17 protein-coding genes are annotated in these 22,236 nt (G+C 65.1%); all 17 read left to right on the top strand.

What is annotated here, in order from left to right:
* The first annotated feature begins 154 nt into the window (after positions 1-154).
* A complete protein-coding gene (gene desA / locus L6D89_RS07295) occupies positions 155-1,336 on the top strand; it encodes a delta-9 fatty acid desaturase DesA (protein ID WP_236174315.1) in 1,182 nt (393 codons plus the stop codon).
* 138 nt (positions 1,337-1,474) lie between these two features.
* On the top strand, positions 1,475-2,443 hold the full coding sequence (locus tag L6D89_RS07290; RefSeq protein WP_236174316.1) for a GGDEF domain-containing protein: 969 nt from the start codon (positions 1,475-1,477) through the stop codon (positions 2,441-2,443).
* Positions 2,444-3,020: 577 nt separating this feature from the next.
* A complete protein-coding gene (locus L6D89_RS07285) occupies positions 3,021-3,488 on the top strand; it encodes a hypothetical protein (protein ID WP_236199228.1) in 468 nt (155 codons plus the stop codon).
* The gene (locus tag L6D89_RS07280) at positions 3,488-4,897 is read left to right on the top strand and encodes a hypothetical protein (RefSeq protein WP_236174318.1); all 1,410 of its coding nucleotides are present in this window, start codon (positions 3,488-3,490) and stop codon (positions 4,895-4,897) included. The genes L6D89_RS07285 and L6D89_RS07280 overlap by 1 nt, the downstream gene beginning before the upstream one ends.
* Before the next feature lie 50 nt (positions 4,898-4,947).
* Positions 4,948-6,042 (top strand): DegT/DnrJ/EryC1/StrS family aminotransferase, encoded by a 1,095-nt coding sequence (locus tag L6D89_RS07275; protein WP_236174319.1) that lies wholly within the window; start codon positions 4,948-4,950, stop codon positions 6,040-6,042.
* A gap of 10 nt (positions 6,043-6,052) precedes the next feature.
* Entirely contained in the window at positions 6,053-7,588 is a 1,536-nt protein-coding gene (locus tag L6D89_RS07270; protein ID WP_236174320.1) for a lipopolysaccharide biosynthesis protein, read from the top strand.
* Between the two features lie 2 nt (positions 7,589-7,590).
* Positions 7,591-8,520 carry a glycosyltransferase family 2 protein gene (locus L6D89_RS07265; RefSeq protein WP_236174321.1) on the top strand — a complete coding sequence of 310 codons (930 nt, stop codon included), beginning with the start codon at positions 7,591-7,593 and terminating at the stop codon, positions 8,518-8,520.
* Between the two features lie 31 nt (positions 8,521-8,551).
* On the top strand, positions 8,552-10,765 hold the full coding sequence (locus L6D89_RS07260; protein WP_236199227.1) for a polysaccharide biosynthesis tyrosine autokinase: 2,214 nt from the start codon (positions 8,552-8,554) through the stop codon (positions 10,763-10,765).
* A gap of 26 nt (positions 10,766-10,791) precedes the next feature.
* Positions 10,792-11,541 (top strand): WbqC family protein, encoded by a 750-nt coding sequence (locus tag L6D89_RS07255; protein WP_236199226.1) that lies wholly within the window; start codon positions 10,792-10,794, stop codon positions 11,539-11,541.
* The gene (gene rfaH, locus L6D89_RS07250) at positions 11,538-12,065 is read left to right on the top strand and encodes a transcription/translation regulatory transformer protein RfaH (RefSeq protein WP_236199225.1); all 528 of its coding nucleotides are present in this window, start codon (positions 11,538-11,540) and stop codon (positions 12,063-12,065) included. The genes L6D89_RS07255 and rfaH overlap by 4 nt, the downstream gene beginning before the upstream one ends.
* A 45-nt stretch (positions 12,066-12,110) precedes the next feature.
* Positions 12,111-13,109, top strand: coding sequence for a glycosyltransferase (locus L6D89_RS07245; protein WP_236174325.1), 999 nt, complete (start codon positions 12,111-12,113; stop codon positions 13,107-13,109).
* Positions 13,106-14,338 carry a glycosyltransferase family 4 protein gene (locus L6D89_RS07240; protein ID WP_236199224.1) on the top strand — a complete coding sequence of 411 codons (1,233 nt, stop codon included), beginning with the start codon at positions 13,106-13,108 and terminating at the stop codon, positions 14,336-14,338. Before L6D89_RS07245 ends, L6D89_RS07240 begins: the two co-directional genes overlap by 4 nt.
* On the top strand, positions 14,307-16,922 hold the full coding sequence (locus L6D89_RS07235; RefSeq protein WP_236174327.1) for a glycoside hydrolase family protein: 2,616 nt from the start codon (positions 14,307-14,309) through the stop codon (positions 16,920-16,922). The genes L6D89_RS07240 and L6D89_RS07235 overlap by 32 nt, the downstream gene beginning before the upstream one ends.
* 20 nt (positions 16,923-16,942) lie before the next feature.
* A complete protein-coding gene (locus L6D89_RS07230) occupies positions 16,943-18,061 on the top strand; it encodes a glycosyltransferase family 4 protein (protein WP_236174328.1) in 1,119 nt (372 codons plus the stop codon).
* Complete coding sequence (gene rfbA / locus L6D89_RS07225; protein WP_236199223.1) at positions 18,058-18,933, top strand: glucose-1-phosphate thymidylyltransferase RfbA; 876 nt, start codon at positions 18,058-18,060, stop codon at positions 18,931-18,933. Before L6D89_RS07230 ends, rfbA begins: the two co-directional genes overlap by 4 nt.
* 107 nt (positions 18,934-19,040) lie before the next feature.
* On the top strand, positions 19,041-20,441 hold the full coding sequence (locus tag L6D89_RS07220) for an undecaprenyl-phosphate glucose phosphotransferase (protein WP_236174330.1): 1,401 nt from the start codon (positions 19,041-19,043) through the stop codon (positions 20,439-20,441).
* 31 nt (positions 20,442-20,472) lie between these two features.
* On the top strand, positions 20,473-21,594 hold the full coding sequence (locus L6D89_RS07215) for a polysaccharide biosynthesis/export family protein (protein WP_236174331.1): 1,122 nt from the start codon (positions 20,473-20,475) through the stop codon (positions 21,592-21,594).
* The last annotated feature ends 642 nt before the right edge of the window (positions 21,595-22,236 follow it).

Raw genomic sequence — 22,236 nt, 5'->3', positions numbered from 1 at the left:
TGTGCAGTATAAATGATGGCCAGTTGGCCTGGTTCGTATCTAAAAGACCGGATGGTAATCCGGACCTGCTTAGTGATAATGCGGGCTGTCTTTTCCCGGCAATCCATGCCCAACAGGGCAAAGCCCACACCCCTTCCGAGGTACAGTATCGCCTATGTGGTACAACGGTTTCCTTGACCTGTCGCCGTGGCAACTGGTGGCGGTCACCCTGGTCCTGACCCATATCACCATCGTCGGTGTCACGGTCTACCTGCACCGCTATTCCGCGCATCGGGCGCTCGAACTGCACCCGGCGCTGCAGCACTTCTTCCGCTTCTGGCTGTGGCTGACCACCGCCATGAATACTCGCGAATGGACGGCCATCCATCGCAAGCACCACGCCAAGTGCGAAACCGCCGAAGACCCGCACAGCCCGGTGTTCAAGGGGCTGGGCACGGTGCTGCGCACCGGCGCCGAGCTGTATCGCAAGGAGGCGGAGAACGCCGACACCCTGCGTATCTATGGCAAGAACTGCCCGGATGACTGGATCGAACGCAACCTCTACTCGCGCTTCCCCATCGGCGGCGTGGTGCTGATGGCGGTTATCGACCTCGCCCTGTTCGGCGTGCTCGGCATGACCGTCTGGGCCGTGCAGATGATGTGGATTCCCGTCTGGGCGGCCGGCGTCATCAACGGCCTGGGCCATGCCATCGGCTACCGCAACTTCGAGTGCCGCGACGCCGCCACCAACCTGGTGCCCTGGGGCATCCTGATCGGTGGTGAAGAGCTGCACAACAACCACCACACCTATCCGAACTCGGCCAAGCTGTCGGTGAAGAAGTGGGAGTTCGACCTCGGCTGGGCCTGGATCAAGCTGTTCAGCTTCCTGCGTCTGGCCAAGGTGGCCCGTGTGGCGCCGATCGCCCACCGGGTGGAAGGCAAGGGCAACCTGGACATGGATACTGCCATGGCCATCCTCAACAACCGCTTCCAGATCATGGCGCAGTACCGCAAGCTGGTGATCGGCCCGCTGGTGAAGCAGGAACTGGCCAAGGCCGACGAGTCCGTGCGTCACCTGTTCCGCCGCGCCAAGCGCCTGCTCTCGCGGGAAACCAGCCTGCTGGAGGATCGCCACCACGCGCGCATCCAGGACCTGCTCGCGCAGAGCCAGTCCCTGCAGGTGATCTACGAGAAGCGCCTGGCCCTGCAACAGATCTGGGTGAAAACCAGCGCCAACGGCCACGACATGCTCGCCGCGATCAAGCAATGGGTGCACGAGGCGGAAGCCAGCGGCATCCAGTCCTTGCGCGAATTCGCCGAGCAACTGAAGACCTACTCGCTGCGTCCGGCCGTCTGAATGGCGGAAGCGTCCTAGGACGTTGAGAGATGCGTCTCAAGAAAAGCCCGCCGTTCGGCGGGCTTTTCGTTTAATTTGCAGCAGCCTGGCGTAGTTTGCGGTCATAGCCCCGGTCAATGAGCGGGAGGACGCTGATACATGGATGAGAACAAACTGCCAGCCGATCAGGAAGAAGCATTGCTGGCATTGCTGCACAGCCGCGCCGAGGTGACGCGCCTGAAGGAGCGCGAACAGCTCTTCAGTGCGTTGCTGGCGAGCGTGAACTCGGTACTCTGGGCCTTCGACTGGCAGGCCCAGCGCATGGTCTATGTCAGCCCGGCGTACGAGCGCATCTTCGGCCGCTCCGCCGCGCTGCTGCTGGCGGACTACAACGAGTGGCGCAACTGCATCTACCCCGATGACCTGGACTACGCCCAGAGCACCCTGCAGGAGGTGCTGGAGCGCGGCGCCATCGAACAGCGCGAGTATCGAATCCTGCGGGCCGACGGCGAGGTGCGCTGGCTCAGCGACAAATGCTTCGTCAGCCAGCACAGCGATGCCGGCCTGCCGCTGATGATCGTCGGTATCGCCGAGGACATCACCGACAAGAAGCATCTGGAGACCGAGCTGCACCGCCTGGCCACCACCGACGTGCTGACCCAGAGCAGCAACCGCCGCTACTTCTTCGACAGCGCCGAACAGGCCTTCCGCGACTGCAAGGCGACGTCCACGCCGCTGGCCTTCCTGCTGCTGGATGTGGACGACTTCAAGAAGATCAACGACGTCTACGGCCACCAGGTCGGCGATGTGGTGTTGCAACGGATCGCCCAGTGCGGTGCCGGCGCGTTGCGCCGCGGCGACCTGTTCGGGCGTATCGGCGGTGAGGAATTCGCCGTGCTGCTGCCCGGCTGTGACGAGAATACGGCGCGGCAGATCGGCGAGCGCCTGCAGCGTGAAGTACAGCGCCTGCGCTTCAACGAGGCCGAGCATTTCTTCAGCGTCACCATCAGCCAGGGGCTGACCCTGTTGCAGCCTGAAGACCAGAATCTTTCTGCGCTCTACAGTCGTTCCGATGCCGCCCTGTATCAGGCGAAACGCACCGGCAAGGACCGCATTGTTCAAGGATGAAACACATCCGCCGTGTCCGCGGCGGATACATTAATACTTTCCGACTAATCCTTTTAGTGCAGATACGAAAGTGTACGTTTATGCTGTCAAAACGCCTGTGTCATGTTTATGGCGCCTTATAAATCAATAAGTTACGAATACTGATTTGCCTTCTGTCGGATTCCCGGCGTAGGAGTGCTTCCTACGTTGACACGCCTTTGTCCCCCCCTCTATTACTATCCACATAGCAATATCGTGTGGTGTCCAGATGAGACACCTCAGGGAGTAGTCGCAAGAGCAGTAAGGTCAAGGAAGATTCTGCCCCCTCTTCTTCCTGTCGCTTTCCTATCGCTGCCTGACAACTTTCGTCGGCCTTCTTCGCTGCGAAAGCGCGATAGCTTTTTGCTTTTGTTTTTCCAGATTTTCGGAACAGGCCGGAGGGCGGTAGCTTTGCCCAGGAAAAAGTAACGGCCACTCCAGGGACGAACAGTTGATTGTCGTTGTTTGAATCGGGTCATTCGAACTCGGGCGGTAGCCTTGTCTTCGAATTCTGCAAAAGGCCCGGTACAGAGCATCTCCTGGACTGGAGTCAGTAACGATGGCCACTGCATTAATGGAAAAAGACGGAACTTACGGTGCCGTCGAAACTGGCAAGAAGAGCGACGCTTCCCGCCCGGAAAGTGTATCGCTGGTGAAACTTTGGAAATCTGGCGCCAATTCCAGTGGTGCTATTGAAATGTTCAGTAAAACTGCTCTCTTTAGTTCGAAATCCAGTTATGCCAGTTCTTCATGGTGTAACAAAGCTGAACTTTCGACTGAACTTGAGCCGTGCCAGGAACTGGCTGTTTCATTCATGAAACAGCAACTTCGGCGTTCTGCCGAAGTTCTTCTGCGGGCGCTCGCCATTCCTTCCGAACTGATTCCCGCAACCTTCCCGAGGAAGCGTTGCGCGACCGCGGCTGTGCCGCGAGTGACGGAATCCCGGCGCGAGCGCCGCCACCCTGCCGGCCGACAGTGCCGGCCTCACGAGAGCCGCGCGTCTCGCCGCGCTGGGAGTCAAGGCTGATGGCCGAGCAATCGCTTCGTTGCAACTATGCCTGTGTGGTCGGCGGCGCCGGCCCGGCCGGCATGGGTTTCCTCTTCAATGCCTACAAGACCGGCGCGCTGGCGAGCCTCGCCCGTGATGGCCTGCTGGTCGTGGACGCGGCACTGGCGGTCGGCCGTGGCCGACTGGGGGACTACCACATCACCGCCAACTCGGTCGGCGATGTGTTCCTCGACTGCCTTCGCGATCCGGCGTTGCTGCCGATCTTCGCGCCGCTGGCGCATTCCCCGGCGTTCCGTGCGCTGCAGAACGACCCGCACGGCGCGCCAATGCTCACGCAGGTCGGCGAGTTGCTGGCGCATGCCTCGACGCTGTTCATGCGCTACGTCACCGAGCACCTGGGCGTCGAAGTGGCGCTGGGTACACGTATCGAGAAGATCACCGCGCAGGATGACGGCAGCTTCCAGCTGGCGCTGCGCAGCGGTTCCCACGCCGTGCAGATCGATGCGGGGGCGCTGGTGATGAACCTGGGTGGCCGGCAGAACCGCGAGTACCTGAACTGGAGCCTGGCCGAACAGGACCTGCACCTGGCCCACGATGGCCCCACGGTCTATTCCTCCGACGCGCTGCTGAGCCTGAACCCTGCCGAGCTGGTGGAACTGTTCGGCGACCGGGTTACCCCGGGCACTCGCTTTACCGTAGTCGGCGGCTCGCACAGTGCCTTCTCGATCCTCGACAACCTCGCCTGCGCGCTGGACTGCCTGGGGCTCGAGCAGATCACCCTGCTGCACCGCGCGCCGATCCGCCTGTTCTTCGAGAGCGTCGAGGAAGCCCGCGCGGCTGGCTACGTGGTCGACGAAGGCATGGATGTGTGCCCGGTCTCCGGCCGGGTCAACCGCTCCGGCGGCCTGCGCTACCGCGCCCACCAGGTCGGTACCGACGTGCTGGCCAACGGGATCGTCAGCGGTACGCGGGTGAAGGTCGAGCTGCTCTGCCTGGAAGACCGCTCGCCTGCCGCCCGTGAACGCCTGGAGCAGTGCTGCAGCGACGACGGCGTGATCGTCCAGGCCATCGGATACCAGCCCTGCCTGCCGGCGCTGCGCCGCGCCAACGGCGAGCCACTGCAGGTGCGCGAGAGCAAGGGCGGGCTGGATTCCGACGCCGCCGGTTGCCTGCGTGACCACAACGGCCGGCCGATTCCCGGCCTCTACAGCTTCGGCCTGGGCTCGGGACTTGCTGCCAACCCGATGCTGGGCAGCGAGCGCTCCTTCGACAGCCGTATCTATGGCGTCTGGCAGTTCCACAACGACGCCAGCGGCCGGGTCATCGAGGCCCTGCAGGAGCACCTGGCCAGCCGCGCGCCGCAAGCCGCGCAAACCATGGACAGCGGCATCGACGACGCTCCCTTCGCGCTGTCGGCGCTGGGTTGAGCGGCGACGCGACAGCCAACGGACTTTCCATCCAACAGAGGGATGCGACCGTGATCAATGTGACCAAGACCTACCTGGGCAACCTGGACAAGTTCAAGGCCTACGTGGAACAGATCTACGCCTCCGGCTGGATCACCAACCACGGCCCCTTCGTCACGGAGTTGGAAGAGCGCCTGCAGGACTATTTCGGCGTTCGCCATGTGATTCTCACCAACAACGGCACCATCGCCCTGCAAGTGGCCTACCGCGCCCTGGGCGTGACCGGCAGTGCCGTGACCACCCCCTTCAGCTTCGTTGCCACCAGCAGCACGCTGCAGTGGGAGAGCATCCGCCCGCGCTTCGCCGACATCGACCCGCGGACCTGGAACCTCGACCCTGCGCGCATCGAAGCCAGCCTTGCGCCGGATACCACCGCCATCGTCGCCACCCACGTGTTCGGTAATCCCTGTGCGGTGGAGGAGATTCAGGCGGTGGCCCAGCGCAACCAGTTGAAGGTGATCTACGACGGCGCCCATGCCTTCGGTTCGCGCTATCGCGACCGCTCGGTGCTGGCCTGGGGCGATGCCACCACGCTGAGCTTCCACGCCACCAAGCTGTTCCACACCATCGAGGGTGGCGCCATCGTCACCGCCGATGACGAGCTGGCCCGGCAGGTCCGCCTGATGTGCAACTTCGGCATCGCCGGGGTCGACCAGATCGTCGGCCTGGGGATCAACGCCAAGCTCAACGAGTTCTCCGCCGCCATGGGCCTGTGCGTGCTCGACGAGATCGACGACATCCTCGCCCAGCGCGAGGAGATCGCCGCCCGCTACACGGCGTCGCTCAGCGGCTACTACGACCTGCAGGTCAGCGAAAGTTATGCCCGGCTGAACAACAGCTACTACCCCATCGGCTTGCGTGACGAAGCCCAGGTGCTGCGCGTACGTACTGCGCTGAACGAGATCGGCGTCAACCCGCGGCGCTATTTCTACCCGTCGCTGGACACCCTCGACTACCTCGCCCCGCAGGAGCCGCAGGTGCTCTCCCGCGAGCTGAGCCAGCGCATCCTCTGCCTGCCGCTGTACCCGGGCCTGCCCCAGGAAATCCAGCGCGCGGTGATCGAAGTGCTGCTGCTGGAAAGCGGCCGCGTCGCCGTCGCGGTGTAAGGGGACGATCATGCGCACCGCCCGCTCGCTGTCGATGGTCCGCAACACCCTGCTCAACTACGCAGGGCAGGCGTACGCCATCGTCATCGGCATCCTGATCCAGCCGTTCTACCTCGGCCACCTCGGGGCCGAGGCCTATGGCCTGATCGGCTTTTTCGCGGTGCTGCAGAGCTGGCTGCTGTTGCTCGATGTCGGCCTGTCGCCGGCGCTGGTGCGCCAGGTGGCCCATGGCCGTGGTGCCCATGGCCGTCACGTTGGCGGTGAAGGCCAGGACCAGGCGCGCCTGCTGCGCTCCTTCGAGCTGATCCTGCTGCCGCTGACTTTCCTCAGCAGCCTGGCGGTGTGGAGCGGCAGCGGCTGGATCGCCGGGCAGTGGCTCAAGGTGCAGCAGCTCTCGCCCGAACTGGTTGCCCAGTGCATCAGCCTGATGGGCCTGCTGGTGGCCCTGCGGCTCTACGCCACCCTGTACCGCAGTGCGCTGCAGGGGCAGGAACTGCACGGCTTCATCAATGCGGTGAACGTGTTCATCACCACGCTGCGCTACTTCGGTGGCCTGCTGCTGGTGGCGCAGGTCAGCCAGGACCCGCTGGTGTTCTTCCAGTTCCAGGTGGCGGTGTCGCTGATCGAGGCGCTGCTGCTGGGTGGCAAGGCCTACCTGTGGATGGACGTGCGCCTGCTGACCCGCTTCTGCCGCGACACGGTGCGCCCGGTGTTGCCCTTCGCCCTGGGCATGTCCTTCACCTCCTGCCTGTGGATCGTGCTCACCCAGCTGGACAAGGTCCTGCTGTCGAACCTGCTGCCGCTGCAGCAGTACGGTTACTTCTCCCTGGTGGCGCTGATTGCCGGCGGAGTCCTCACGCTGGTCAATCCGCTGGCGCAGTCGCTGCTGCCGCGCATGACCATGCTGGTCGCCGAAGAACGCCACGAAGACATGCAGCAGCTCTATCTCAAGGCGAACCGCTTCGTCTGTGTGCTGCTGTTCCCGATGGTCGCGGTGATCGCCGCTCATGGTCATGACCTGGTCCTGGCCTGGAGCGGCGATGCCGTGGCCGCCAGTTGGTGCCGGCCGATCCTGGCCTGGTACGTACTCGGCTCAGGCCTGCTGGCGGTGGCCAGCTTCCAGTTCTACCTGCAGTACGCCCATGGCCAGCTGCGCATGCACGTCTGGTACAGCGTCATCTCCACCCTGGTGAGCGTGCCGCTGGTGATCGCCAGTGCCTACCTCTACGGCGTGCTCGGCGTGGCGCTGTGCTGGTTCGGCCTGCGCCTGGTGTCGTTCCTGATCTGGCCGGCGATCGTGCACCGTACCTTTGCTCCCGGCCTGCACGGCGCCTGGTTGCGCGACACCCTGCAGATCGCCGCGCTGAGCGCTGCCGGCCTGCTGCTCAGCGAACCCTTTTACACGCTGCTGGCCCGTTCCGGCGAGCGCCTGTGGCTGCTGGCGGCACTCGCCGTGTGCGGCCTGATCACCCTGTTCCTCGTGGGCGCGGGCTCTGCCCCGGCTTTGCTGCGCCTGTTCAAACCGTCCCACAAGCCGAGTGTCTAGACATGGATATCCGCTCCGAGCTGCAGATCCTTTCCAACTGGCCGGAAGACCCCAAGCCCCTGCTGAGCGTCGTTTGCCTCGCCTACAACCAGGTCAACTACATCGGCCGCACGCTGGACAGCTTCCTGGAGCAGATCACCGACTTCCGCATCGAAGTGCTGGTCAATGACGACGCTTCCACCGACGGCACCACCGAGGTCATCGCCGACTACGCGGCCCGCTACCCGCACATCATCAAGCCGATCTTCCACAAGGAAAACCAGTACTCCAAGGGCCTCTCCCATGGGCTGCCGGTGTTCCGCAAGGCGCGTGGCCGCTACATCGCCTACTGCGAAGGCGACGACTACTGGACCGACCCGCGCAAGCTGCAGATCCAGGTCGACTTCCTCGAGGCGAATCCGGACTACGTGATCACCTATCACGACGCCTACACCTTCAACGAAGACGGCGTGATCAAGCCGCAACAGCTCACCGGCAAGTTCCGCCGCGATGCCAGCCGCCTGGAGCTGCAGCAGGCGCGGGCGATCTCCACCCTGACCACGGTGTTCCGCAACGTGCTCACCGAGATGCCCGCGGAGCTGCTCAGCACGCGCATGGTCGACCTGTGCTGGTGGTCGCTGCTGGGGGCCTTCGGCAAGGGGCGCTTCATCGAGGAAATCCGCCCGGCCGCCTACCGCGTGCACAAGGGCGGGATCTTCTCCATGCAGGCTGCTCGCGTGCAGCAGCACATGACCCTGCACACCTACTACTGCCTGTCGCGCTACTACCAGCGCCTGGGGAACCAGGAGCTCAACGAGTACTTCCTGATGCAGGTCTGCCGGATGTCCATGGCGGCCATCTCGCCGGTGCGCAAGGTCCAGGCGTTCCTGCTGCTGATCGGCAACCACGGCGCCAATCTGCTCAAGCGGCTCAACCCGGTTCAGGCGCGCTGACGCGCGCCAACTCACTGGAGGATGGAAGTCCATGAGTGTCATGCCCCGCTCGTCCCTGGAAACGCTCCAGGACACCCGCATCGACGTTGCCGGCCTGCTGCGCCTGCTGTTCGATCACAAGAAGATGATCCTCGCCGTCACCGGCTTGTTCGCCGTGCTCGGGCTGTTCTACGCGGTGGTCGCCACGCCGATCTACGTCTCCGGCGCGATGATCCAGATCGAGCAGAAGAAGAACGGCCTGAACGGCACGCCGGAGGTGATCAACCGCCCCGACTCGGTGTCGATCGCCTCCACCGAGATCGAGCTGCTGAAGTCCCGCGCCGTGCTCGGCAAGGCGGTGGAGATTCTCAAGCTGGACATCATCGCCAAGCCGCGGCACCTGCCGCTGATCGGTGACTACCTGGCGCGGCGCTACCAGCCCGAAGCCGGGCAGGCACTTGCCGCGCCCTGGCTGGGCATGGGCACCTACGGTTGGGGCGGCGAGCAGATCAAGGTGTTCTCCCTCGACGTACCGGAGGAATACCTGGGCGAACCGCTGACCCTGGTGGCCGATGGCGGCGAGGCCTATCACCTGCTCAACGCCGACGGCCAGCTGATCCTGCGCGGCGAGCTGAAGAAAACCGTGATGGACAAGGGCTTCAGCATCGAGGTGGACGAGCTGGTGGCGCGCCCCGGCAGCGAGTTCATCGTGGCGAAGAACCGCCTGCTGACCACCACCCTGAACTACCAGAAGCTGCTCAAGGTGGCCGAGGCCGGCAAGGACTCGGGGATCATCTACATGACCCTGGAGGACCCGAATCCGCTGCAGGCTGACCGCATCCTCGACAAGATCAGCCAGCTCTACGTGCTGCAGAACGTCGAGCGCAGTTCCGCCGAAGCTTCGCAGCGCCTGCAGTTCCTGCGCTCGCAGCTGCCGGTGGTGCGCATGGACCTGGAAAAGGCCGAAGCTGCCTACAACGCCTACCAGACCACCGCCAAGTCCGCCGACATCAGTGTCGAGACCCGCGGCGTGCTGGACCAGGTGGTGGGCATCGACAACCAGCTCTCCGAACTCAGGCTCAAGCGCGCCGACTACGATCGTCTCTACACCCCGACGCACCCGACCTACCAGGCCCTGCTCAAGCAGATGAGCAGCCTGGAAGACCGCAAGGCGCAACTGCAGAAGCGCATCCAGGCGCTGCCGGCCACCCAGCAGGAACTGCTGCGCCTGTCGCGTGACATGCAGGTCACCCGGCAGACCTACACCAGCCTGCTGAACAAGGCCCAGGAGCAGGACATCATCCGCGCCGGCACCATCGGCAATGTGCGCGTGATCGATACCGCCCAGGCCAACGTCGAGCAGCCGGCCAAGCCCATGCGCAAAGTCATCGTGCTGCTCGCCACCCTGCTCGGATTCTGCGTCGCCCTGGGCATCCTGTTCCTGCGCCAGGCCTTCTACCGTGGCGTGGAGAACCCCGAGGCGATCGAACAACTCGGCCTCTCGGTGCTTGCCGCGGTTCCATACTCGCGGCAGCAGGAGCGCCTGGAGAAGGAACGCAAGGGCGACATCCTCGGCCACACGCCCAAGCTGCTCGCAGCCTCGACACCTGGCGACCTGGCCAACGAGGCGATCCGCAGCCTGCGTACCAACCTGCATTTCGCCCTGCTCGAAGCGCGCAACAACGTGGTGATGCTGACCAGCCCGGCGCCGGGTGCCGGCAAGTCGTTCGTCTCCAGCAACCTCGCCGCCATCGTTGCGCAATCGGGCCTGCGCACCCTGTTGATCGACGCCGATATGCGCAAGGGCTACCTGCACCGGGTGTTCGGCCTGACCCCGCGCCATGGCCTGTCCGACGCGCTGAGTTCGCACCGCCCGTTGAGCGACGTGATCCTGCCCACCGAGGTGCCGGAGCTGGACTTCATCTCCTGCGGTTTCGCCGCACCCAACCCCTCCGAGCTGCTGATGCACGACAACTTCGCCCAGCTGCTGCGCGATGCCTCGGCGATGTACGACCTGGTGATCGTCGACACCCCGCCAGTGCTGGCGGTGACCGACGCCGCCCTGGTCGGCCGGCTGTGCGGTATCTGCCTGCTGGTGACCCGCTTCGGCCAGAGCCCGGCGAGCGAGATCGACACCGCGCGGCGGCGCCTGGGGCAGAGCGGCATCCACCTGCAGGGGGCGATCCTCAACGGTGTGAAACGCAAGGCCTCGACCGCCGCTTACGACTACGGCGCCTACGCCTACCGCTACGACGCCAAGGACTGAAAGGTACTTAGGGAAGGGATGCAGCCATGGTCCATATCGTCAGCCTCATGCAGCCGTACCTGTTCCCCTACCTGGGGTACTTCCAGCTGATCGCCGCGAGCGGCCTGTTCATTCTCGGCGACAGCCTGCAGTACACCCGGCGTGGCTGGATCAACCGCAACCGCCTGCTGGTCGGCGGCAAGATCTGGCAGTTCAGCTTCCCCCTGGAGCAGGGCTCGCAGACCCAGGCGATCAACGAGCGGCGGCTGAGCGAAGAGATGTGCCTGAGCAACCAGCGCCTGCTGCACACCATTCGCCACGCCTACCACCGTGCGCCGTGCTACCCGCAGGTGATGCCGCTGCTGGAGGAAATACTCGAACACCCCGAGCGCAATCTGTCGCACTTCGCCGAACACTCGATCCGCCGCATCTGCCAACACCTGGGTATCGATACCCCCATGGCGCGTGTCTCCGAGCTGGACCTGGCCGACGACATCGGCCGCGACCAGCGCCTGATCGAAGCGGTGAAGCAGAGCGGCGGCGACGTCTACCTCAACCCCGAGGGTGGCCGTCACCTGTATTCGCCCGAGGTGTTCCAGGCCCACGGGCTGGGGCTGCAATTCCTGCGCATGGATGAACTGAGCTACCCGCAGTTCAGCCCTGATTTCGTCCCCAGCCTGTCGATCATCGACGTGCTGATGTTCAACCCGCCGGACGAGATGCAGCGGTTGCTAGGCCGCTACACCCTGGAGCGACCCGCTCCCTCGTCGGACCTTCTTGGGGAGTACGAATCATGAATTCCGCTGTCAGCGTAGGCCTGCAAGCCGCGCAGTACCGCTGGTACCTGATCCAGACCAAACCGCACCAGGAACTGCGCGCCGAGGAGAACCTCGGGCGCCAGGGTTTCACCTGCTACCGCCCGCTGGTGAAGCTGGGCAGCCGGGCGCAGCCGCTGTTCCCCGGCTATCTGTTCATCCGCCTCGATCAGCAGCACGACAACTGGTTCCCGATTCGCTCCACCCGTGGCGTGGCGCGCATCGTCAGCTTCGGCGCACAACCGCTGGCGGTCGCCGACGAACTGGTGGAAGGCATCCGCCAGCGCCTGCTGGCCATGCCCGAGCGTCCGTCCAGTGGCTTCCACGAAGGCCAGGTGGTGCGTGTGAAGTGCGCCGGCGATTGCGAGGTGGAGGCCATCTTCGTCTGCGACGACGGCACCGAGCGCGCGCTGATCCTGCTCAACCTGCTGCAGCGCGAACAACGCATCCGGGTTCCCCTCAGCCAGCTCTCGGCGGCGGCGGGTATCGGCGGCTGGCGCGCCTGAGGCGCCCACTTTTTCAGACGATCAAGTGCAAGGAGGAGTGGCGCGATGAATGGATCCACTGTGCTGGTGACGCTGACCTACGGCGATCGCCTGGAGTACCTGGAAGAACTGCTGGCTCGCGCCTTCCGCGAGAAGGACATCACCCGCGCCATCGTCGTCAGCAATGCCTCGGTGGCGGAGCTGGACCAGCTGTTCATGCTCTGGCCCAACCGCGTGCAGGTGATCGAGCTGGATAGCAATACCGGCTCGGCCAACGGTTATGCCGTGGGCATCGAGGCCGCACTGAAGACCGGCTGCGATTTCATCTGGCTGATGGATGACGACAACGCGCCGACACCGGGCTCGTTCGGGCTGCTCAAGCAACGCCTGATCGACTGCACGCTGCGCCATGGCACCGACAACACGGCGGTGCTGGGTTTCCGCCCGACCCACCAGGCCGACGTCGCTTCGGGCGTGCCGACCCGCTTCATCGCGCCGCCGCGCTCGAGCTACTTCGGTTTCCACGTTCGCCAGCTGCCCTACAAGCTCTGGCGGCGCACGCCCTGGGGCAAGCCGACACCGCGCCCGGCGCAGCCGCTGCTGGAGCTGCCGTTCGCCTACTACGGCGGGCTGCTCGGCCACGCCGACCTGTTCCGCCGCATCGGCCTGCCGCGCCGCGACCTGGTGCTCTATGCCGACGACACCGAATACACCTTCCGCATCGGCAACCTGGGTGGTCACCTCTACCTGGTGCCCGAGGCGGGCCTGGACGACCTGGAGAACTCCTGGAACATCAAGGCGCGCACCTCCAACATCTACGAGACCTACCTGCTCGGCAGCTCTGACCTGCGCGCCTACTACGCCGCGCGTAACCAGGCCTGGTTCGACAAGAACCTGTGGGTGACCTCGCCGCTGATGTACCGCTTCAACCGCTGGGTGTTCATTCGCCTGCTGCACTTCTTCGCCCGCCGCCACCAGCGCGAGAGCCGCCTGGCCTTGCTGCTGCAGGCGATCCGCGATGGCGAGGCCGGCGCGCTCGGCATGAACCGGGCCTACCCGCTATGAGAGTGCTGCTGCTCAACACCCTCTACGCCCCGCATATCGGTGGCGGGGCAGAGGTCATGTTGCAGCACATGGCCGAGGGCCTGCATGCCCGTGGTCATGAGGTACAGGTGCTCTGCACCGGCCCTGAGGCGGGGCTGCGGCGCGAAACGCTGAACCAGGTGGCGGTGCTGCGCGCCGGCCTGCGCAACCTTTACTGGCCGTTCGACGAGCAGGGTTACGGCGCGCTGAAGCGGCTCGCCTGGCATGCGCGGGATCGCTACAACCACGGCATGCGCAAGGTGCTGGCGAAGGTGCTGGCAGAGCTCCAGCCGGACCTGGTGGTCTGCCACAATCTCTCGGGCTGGTCGATCTCCGCCTGGGATGCGATCCGCGCCGCCGGCCTGCCCATCGTGCAGATCCTCCACGACCAGTACCTCACCTGCCCGCGTGGCGTGCGCTTCCACAAGGGCCGCCACTGCGAGCAGCAGTGTGCGCCCTGCGCGCTGCTGCGGCGCAGCCACGCAGCGGCTTCGCGCGACGTCGATGCGGTGATCGGCGTCAGTCGCTACCAGCTCAACGCGTTGCTCGACGCCGGCTATTTCGCCGGCAGCCAGACTCATGTGGTCTACAACGGCTCGCCGATGGCGGAAGTGGCCATCGCTCCGCCGTCCGCCGGGCGTCGCCCGCTGCGCTTCGGCTTCATCGGTGCGCTGACGCCGAACAAGGGTGTCGAGTGGCTGATCGAGCAGTTCCAGGCGCGCGGCGAGGACGCCTCGCTGCTGATCGCCGGGCGCGGTGACGGCGCCTACCTGAACCAGCTGAAGTCCGCCGCCGACCCGCAGCGCGTGCATTTCGTCGGCTACCGCAAGGCGGCCGAGTTCTTCAGCGAGATCGATGTTGCCGTGGTGCCCAGCCTGTCGCCGGAGTCCTTCGGCCTGGTGGCGCTGGAAGCCTGCGCCCACCACCTGCCGGTGATCGCTTCGCGCATGGGCGGCCTGGTGGAAATCGTCCAGGACGAAATCAACGGCCTGCTCTGCTCGCCGGCGCGCCCCGACTCGCTGGGCGAGGCCATCGGGCGCCTGGTTCGCGACCCGGCACTGCGCCAGCGCCTGGCCGCGCGCGCCCGTGAGTACGTGGCGCCAATGCTCAGCGTGGAGCGGATGCTCGACGAGTACGAAGCCATCCTTCGCCACACCCTGCTTACCCGCGGAGTCCAGCATGGAACTGCAATCCCCGTATCCACGCTTTGAGCTCGACCGTCGCGTGACCTTCGACCGCTCGTTACTGGCGCTCGGGGTGCTGGTGGCGTTGCTGCTGGTGGAGACCTTCAACGGCGCGCTGCGCTTCTACACCGACCAGGCCGGGCTGTCGGCGATCGTCTATCTGCCCAAGGTGGCCTGCATCATCGCGGTGGCCTGGGAGCTGATCACTCGCCCGCAGCAGCGCGGGCTGTGGCTGTTGCTGATCCTCGCCGCGGCTTCGTTGCTGCTCGGGCGGCTGCATGGCGCCGAGTTCAAGAGCGGCTTCTTCGCCGTGTTCATCTACGCCCCGCTGCTGTTCGGCCTGCTCTGCGGCCCCTACCTGGAAATGCACCGCAAGGCGGTGGGCTGGATCATCGCCTTCTGCCTGGTCGCCTCCCTCATCGGTATCGCGCTGGACCTGCTGATCAATGTGCCGTGGAAGGGCTACACCTACTCCATGGGCGGCGTCGAGGTCAGCGCCAACCGCTCCTGGAGCGCCTACGGCCTGGATCGCATCGCCGGCTTCTCGCGGATGTCCTCCAGCCTGGCGATGATGCTGGCGGTGTTCAGCCTCTACCTGGGGTCGTTCCGCCTGCCCCTGCTGGCGCGCGGTCTGCTCTACGCGGTGGCGCTGGTGGGCATCGTGCTCACCACCAACAAGTCCTCCGCCGGCGCCTTCTTCCTCGCCCTCATGGTGATGAGCATTGCCCGCCAGCGCCTGCTGTTCCTGTTCGCCTCGCTGCTGGTAGTGCTGGGCGCGCTGCTGCTGCCGCTGTACGGCCTGTATGCGCAGGTCGACCCGTACCTGGCCAGCGCCACCGGCGATAACCTGATGGGCTCGATGGTGGATCGCCTGGTCAACACCTGGCCGAACCTGATCAAGGTGATGGACTACAACGGCTGGATCTACACCGGCGCCGGGTTGGGCATGACCGGCAGCGCCTATGCGGCCTTTCCGATCTTCGGTGTCGAGCAACTGGCGGTGGCGGACAACTCGCTGCTCTACCTCTGGTGCCTGTTCGGGGTGGCCGGTGTCGCCCTCTACCTGCTGGCGGTGCCGATGCTGATGCGCCTGCAGCGCCAGCCCGGCCGCGAAGCGCGCGCACTGCTCGGCATCGCCTACTGCATCCTGCTCATCGGCTGGACCAGCGACGTGCTCGAATCGCCAATTCCCAGCCTGTTCCTCGGCCTGGCCATCGGCCGCGCTCTGCGCCTGCCAGGCGAAGCCGCACCACAACCGGCACCGCGTACCCTGCGTCTGCAGGGCGGCATGCTCAGCCTGCTGGCCTGCGCGCTGCTGCTCGGCGGCCTGCTGCAATCGCCGACCAGCATGGCCAGGGAAACAGCGCCGGAGAACCTCGGCGCGCCGGAATTCATCGTCGGCGCCAGCACCCACCAGAACATCCGCGCCGGCAACCGCGACGGCATCAACCGTCTCGGCCGCGAGGCCGGCATCACCTCGTTCCGCGACGACGCCTACTGGTCCAGCGTCGAGCGCGAGCGCGGCAAGCTGTCCATCGATGCCGCGTGGCGCGCACAGCTGCGCAGTACGCGCAACCTGGGGATCAGCACGCTGCTGATCCTGGGCAACGAGAACCAGTTCTACGGCAACGCCAAGCCACGCGACGACGCTTCCCGCGAGGGCTATCTGCGCTACGTGCGCTACGTGGTGCGCAGCTTCAAGGGCCAGGTCGCCTTCTACGAGGTGTGGAACGAGTGGGACTCGGAAAACGCCACCGACAAAGACTTCAGCGACGACTACCTGACCCTGGTGCGCGCGGCTGCCAAGGTGATCCGCGAGGAAGACCCGCAAGCCAAGGTGCTCGCCGGGGCCGTCACCCTCAAGGGCATCCGCCAGGGCTTTGCCGAGCGCATCGTCGGTGGCGGCGTGCTCGACGTCGTCGATGGAGTCTCGCTGCACCCGTCGGTGTACTGCGAGGGCGAGATGTCCACGCCCGAGGCCTGGCTGGACTGGTTCCAGGGTGTCAACCAGAAGCTGCAGAACGCTGCCGGCAAACCGGTTCCGCTGTACTTCACCGAATTCAGCTGGCCAGCCCACGAAGGCGATTGCGGCATCAGCCGTGAACGCCAGGCCGCCTACCTGGCCCGTGCCTACGTGCTGGTGCGCAGCCTGCCGGACGTCAAGGGCGCCTGGTGGTACGACCTGGTGGACGACGGCATCGACCGCACGGACATGGAACACAACTTCGGCCTGCTTACCGCCGGCGGCCAGCCCAAGCCGGCCTACCACGCCATGGCCAGCGTCGCCGACATCATCGGCCGCTATCGCTTCGTCGGCCGCGTGCCGAACCAGGACCCGAACGTCTACCTGCTGCGCTTCGCCAAGGCCAGCGAGGAAGTCCTGGTGGCCTGGACCCTGGGCCACGAGCAGACCCTGAACATCACCAGCAAGCCCGGCAGCAGCGACACCCTCTGGCGTCTGGACGCCGTGGAGGGCATCGCCCGCCGCGAGGGCCGGCCGGTGCCCTGGCAATGCCCCGACGGCGGTGGCGAGTGCCAGGCCAGCATCCGCATCGACGCCTCGCCCACTCTGGTGCGCAGCGCGTCGGCGCCGCAACTGTCGTTGCGCTGACCCCCTCGCGGAGAACCCTCATGATCGTGATCAACGCGCGTTTCCTCACCCAGCAGGTCAGTGGCGTGCAGCGTTTCGCCGAGCAGATTTCGCTGTCGCTGGCGCGGCTGCGCAGCGACCTGCACTTCGTCGCGCCGCCGGGCGAAATCCTCCGCCCGGAAATCGCCCACCAGCTGCGTGTCGAGCAGATCGGCCGCCGTGGCGGGCACCTCTGGGAGCAGGTCGATCTGCCGCTGTGGCTGGCTCGCCATGGCCGGCCGCTGCTGGTCTCGCTGTGCAGCACGGCGCCGCTGGCCTACTCGAGGCAGGTGGTGACGCACCACGACATCACCTACGTGCGCCACCCGGATAGCTTCTCCTGGAAGTTCCGCGCGCTGTACCGCCTGATGATCCCGCTGATGCTGCGCCGCTCGCTGGCGCAGGTCACGGTCAGTGAGTTCTCCCGCCAGGAGATCGCCTCGCACTACGGCATCCCGCCCAAGGGCATCCATGTGATCGCCAATGCGGTGTCCGCCGAGTTCTGCAGCGGCCTCGAAGCGGCCACGCGTGAGCGACCCTACGTGCTGGCGGTGTCTTCGCCGGCCGCGCACAAGAACTTCACCCGCCTGATCGAGGCGTTCCGCCTGCTCGGCGACCTGGACGTGGAACTGCACATCGTCGGCGCCGCCAACCGCAGCTTCGTCGATGCCCAGTTGCAGCAGAGCGGGCAGGGCGACCGGGTGCGCTGGCTGGGCCGGCTGGACGACGACCAACTGATCGAGCAGTACCGCCACGCCGCGGTCTTCGCCTTCCCGTCGCTGTACGAGGGCTTCGGCATTCCGCCGCTGGAGGCGCAGGCCTGCGGCTGCCCGGTGGTGGCTGCCAGCAGCGCCTCGATCCCCGAGGTGCTGGGCAACTCGGTGCTGTACTTCGACCCCCTCGATCCCCCGGGCATGGCCAAGGCCCTGCGCCGGGTGCTGCTCGATCACCAGCTGCGCGCCGAGCTCTGCCGGCTCGGGCAGGAGAACGTGTTGCGTTACTCCTGGGACATTTCCGCACTGAGGCTTTCCAGCCTGATCGACAGCTTTCTGATGGAGCGCTCGGACTACCCGGCGCGCTTCGACGCCAAACAGATTGCCAAGCAAGGAGGCAGATCATGAAGGGCATCATTCTCGCCGGCGGTTCCGGCACCCGCCTGCACCCCATCACCCTGGGCGTGTCCAAGCAACTGCTGCCGATCTACGACAAGCCGATGGTCTACTACCCACTGTCGGTGCTGATGCTTGCCGGCATCGACGACATCCTGCTGATCTGCACGCCCGCCGACCTGCCGAACTTCCGTGCCCTGCTGGGCGACGGCGAGCAGTTCGGGGTACGCCTGCAGTACGCCGTGCAGCCTTCGCCCGATGGCCTGGCCCAGGCCTTCCTGATCGGTGCGCAGTTCATCGGCGATGACTCCGTGTGCCTGGTGCTGGGCGACAACATCTTCTACGGCCAGGGCTTCACCGAAACCCTCCGCGAAGCGGCCGCGCGCCCCCGCGGCGCCACCGTGTTCGGCTATCAGGTTGCGGACCCGGCGCGCTTCGGCGTGGTCGAGTTCGATGCGTCGGGGCAGGTGCTTTCCATCGAAGAAAAACCCCGTGTGCCGCGCTCGAACTACGCCGTCACCGGCCTCTACTTCTACGACAACCGCGTGCTGGAGATGGCCCGGCAGATACGCCCCTCGGCGCGCGGCGAGCTGGAAATCACTGACATCAACAACCTCTACCTGGAGCTGGGCGAACTGCACGTGAGCCTGCTGGGTCGCGGGTTTGCCTGGCTGGATACCGGCACCCACGAGTCGCTGATGGAAGCCGGTCATTTCGTCCAGACCATCGAGCAGCGCCAGGGGCTGAAGGTCGCCTGCCTGGAGGAGATCGCCTTCCAGCAGGGCTGGCTCAGCGAAACCAGCCTGGCGCTGCAGGCCGAGCGCCTGAGCAAGACCGGCTACGGCCGTTACCTGCAGCAACTGCTGCTGGACAACCGACAGTGAATCGCACCCGGAGAGCCCGTGGCGGGCTCACCGGCACTGCGCCCGTTAACGGACTGCGATAACGAAGCAGCGGCTCAAGGAGCGATGCCGGACATCGCGAGGTCATCATGCCCAACAAGACAAAAGGAATTCTGCGAGCGCACCAGTCGCTGATCTCTCTGGCGCATCGCCTGAGCGACATCCTGGTGATCGTGCTCACCGGGGTCGTGCTGCTCAGCGCCGGCAATGGTGTGCTGGACGCACAGATCTGGGTCTCGGTGCTGCTCTGCGTCATGCTGTTCCACTGGCTCGGCGAGCTGAACCAGCTCTACGGCTCCTGGCGCGGCGAGTCGCTGCTGCGCGAGTCGCTGAGCGTCACCCTGTACTGGTCGCTGGCGTTCTTCGCCGTGCTGCTGCTGGACATCTCCCTGCGTCATGTCGAGCTGGAAGAGCCGCGGCGGCTGGGTTGGTTCGCCGCGGCGCTGCTGATCATGGGCGGCTACCGCCTGGCCATCCGCATGCTCCTGCGCGTCGCTCGGCGCCACGGCTTCAACAGCCGCAACGTGGCCATCTACGGCACCGGCGAAGTCGGCGCGCGACTGGCCGAGACCATCCTCGCCGCGCCCTGGATGGGCCTGCGCCTGATCGGCTTCTACGACGACCGCCCACAGCAGATGGAGCTCGGCGAGCGAGTGCCGGTGAAGGGTGACCGCCTAGCGTTGATCGAAGCCGCCCGTTCGGGGCAGATCGACAAGGTCTACCTGACGCTGCCGCTATCGCGCGAGCCGCTGCTCAACGAGCTGATCCGCGAGCTCTCCGACACCACGGTGTCGGTGTACCTGATCCCCGACCTGTTCATGTTCGACCTGCTGCATGCGCGCAGCGAAAGCATCAACGGGCTGGCCACCATCAGCATCTTCGACACGCCCATGGACGGCCCCAACGCCGTGCTCAAGCGCATCGAGGACGTGCTGCTGGCCTCGTTGATCCTGTTGCTGATCGCCGTGCCCATGCTGCTGATCGCCGTCGCCGTAAAGCTCACGTCGCGCGGTCCGGTGCTGTTCCGCCAGACCCGCTACGGCATGGACGGCCGGCCCATCCGCGTCTGGAAATTCCGCAGCATGACGGTCATGGAGGACGGCGCCGCCGTCGTCCAGGCCTCGCGCAACGATTGCCGCATCACCCCGCTGGGCGCCTTCCTGCGGCGCACCTCGCTGGATGAGCTGCCACAGTTCTTCAATGTCTTGCTCGGCGACATGTCGGTGGTCGGCCCACGCCCCCACGCCGTGGCGCACAACGAGCAATACCGGCGTCAGGTCAGCCGTTACATGCTGCGTCACAAGGTCAAGCCGGGCATCACCGGCTGGGCCCAGGTGAACGGCTGGCGTGGCGAAACAGACACCCTGGAGAAGATGCAGAAACGCATCGAGTTCGATCTCGACTACATCGAGAACTGGTCCGTCTGGTGGGACCTGAAGATCGTCGTGCTGACCCTGTTCAAGGGTTTCGTACACCGCAACGCCTACTGAGTCTTCACACTCGTTTCAAGGAAGGATTGCCATGAAAAACCTGCTCGCTTTCAGCTTTGTAGTCGGCAGTCTGGCGCTACAAGGCTGCGTGTTCTCCCCCGGTCAGCACATGACGGATTCCGATATCCAGCGCGAGGCACAGAAAGAGGGGATGAAGATCACCCTCGTCCCGATCACGCCCCAGGTGCTGCAACGCCAGGAGGCCGACTTCGCCGCCAAACCCGGGGTCGCCGCAGAGTTGCTGAACTATCGCCCGCCGCAGGAAGACTACGTGATCGGCGGCGGCGACGTGTTGCTGGTAACCGTCTGGGACCACCCGGAACTGACCAGCCCCGGCTCCACCCAGCAGATGGAAGCCAACGGCCGCGTGGTCGGCGCCGATGGCAATATCTTCTTCCCCTATGCCGGGGTGGTGCGCGCCGAAGGGCAGACGCCGGCGCAACTGCGCAAACGCCTGTCCAGCCAGTTGGCGAAGAAGGGCATCGTCGACCCGCAGGTGGATGTCACCGTGCTGCGCTACGCCAGCCAGCACGTGGTGCTTTCCGGGGCCTTCCAGAACGGTGGGCAGGTCGAACTGAACAACACGCCCACCACCCTGGTACAGGCGGTCAGCAAGGCCGGCGTGATTACCGGTGAGGCAGACCTGTCCGGCCTGGTCCTCAAGCGTGATGGTCGCGAGTACGTGCTCGATGTCGATGCGTTGAACCGCTCGGGCTCGACACTCAGCGGCATCTACCTGAAGAACGGCGACCAGATCCACCTGCCGTACAACGACCGCAAGAAAGTCTACGTAGTCGGTGAGGTGGAACGTCCGCAGGTGGTCACCTACCGCACCACCGGCTTGTCACTGCTGGAAGTGCTCGGCAATGCCGGCGGCCTGGCCCCGGAAACCTCCGACGGCGACTCGGTGTACGTCATCCGCGGCAACCCGCAGTCGGTCGCCGGTAGCACCGCAGGCACCTTCCAGGCCCAGGTCTTCCACCTGGAGGCCAAGCGCCCGACCGCCTATGCCCTGGCCAAGGAGTTCGCCATGCAGCCGCAGGATGTGGTGTTCATCGGGCCGGCCAACATCACCCGCTGGAACCGCTTCATCAGCCAACTGCTGCCGTCGGCCAACATCGTAAGCACCAGCGCCGCGGTTGGGGGCAACTGATCGGTCACGGCACGTTCCGGCGGCGTCCGCTGTGCTCGGGAATTTTCTCACGGCAGCGGATGGATCGCTGGAATCGACTCCGCGCCCGGTGGTGGCCATCATCGCCGCCATCGGGTGCAGGGACGCACCACTCCAAGGCGGATCCCACTCCGCCCTCTCCTTTGGGGCCTCCCCCTAGCACAGGCCCCGAACCCGCCCGCGTTGCAGCGCCGGCGGGTTTTTTTTGCCTGGTCGCCAGTGACGTAGGCAATTGCCTTGCGCTCTTTCTGGTCCGTCAGTCAATTCGTACAAACTGGGTACCTCCTCAGGGAGGCGGCCTTGGCCAGTGCGCGTGCTATCATATATTCCGTAAAGAAATTACATAGTAATAATTAATTCTTTTTTGATTTATAGAGCTTCTTTTATCGTGGCCCCCAGCGTTGCCGTGACAGCGAAAGGGGATGGCGGTTATCCGCCAGGACGACGGGGGCTCTTGGCGGTTTTCCGCTGATTTATCTGAAGGAATTTGCTTGCAGATCGTTCCGAGTGTCGGAAATGACTGGGTGTCAGGCAGGTAAGGCCGGTTGGCCTGGGGATTGCCTAGCCACTGACGCATGCCCAGCGCATTGCCACAACAACAAGACACGAGATCCGATCCATGCC

The sequence above is a fragment of the Pseudomonas pseudonitroreducens genome (genome assembly GCF_021603645.1).
Taxonomy (GTDB): Bacteria; Pseudomonadota; Gammaproteobacteria; order Pseudomonadales; family Pseudomonadaceae; genus Pseudomonas; species Pseudomonas pseudonitroreducens.
The sequence above is the reverse complement of the archived record's forward strand: the minus strand, read 5'-3'. Positions and strand labels throughout refer to the sequence as shown.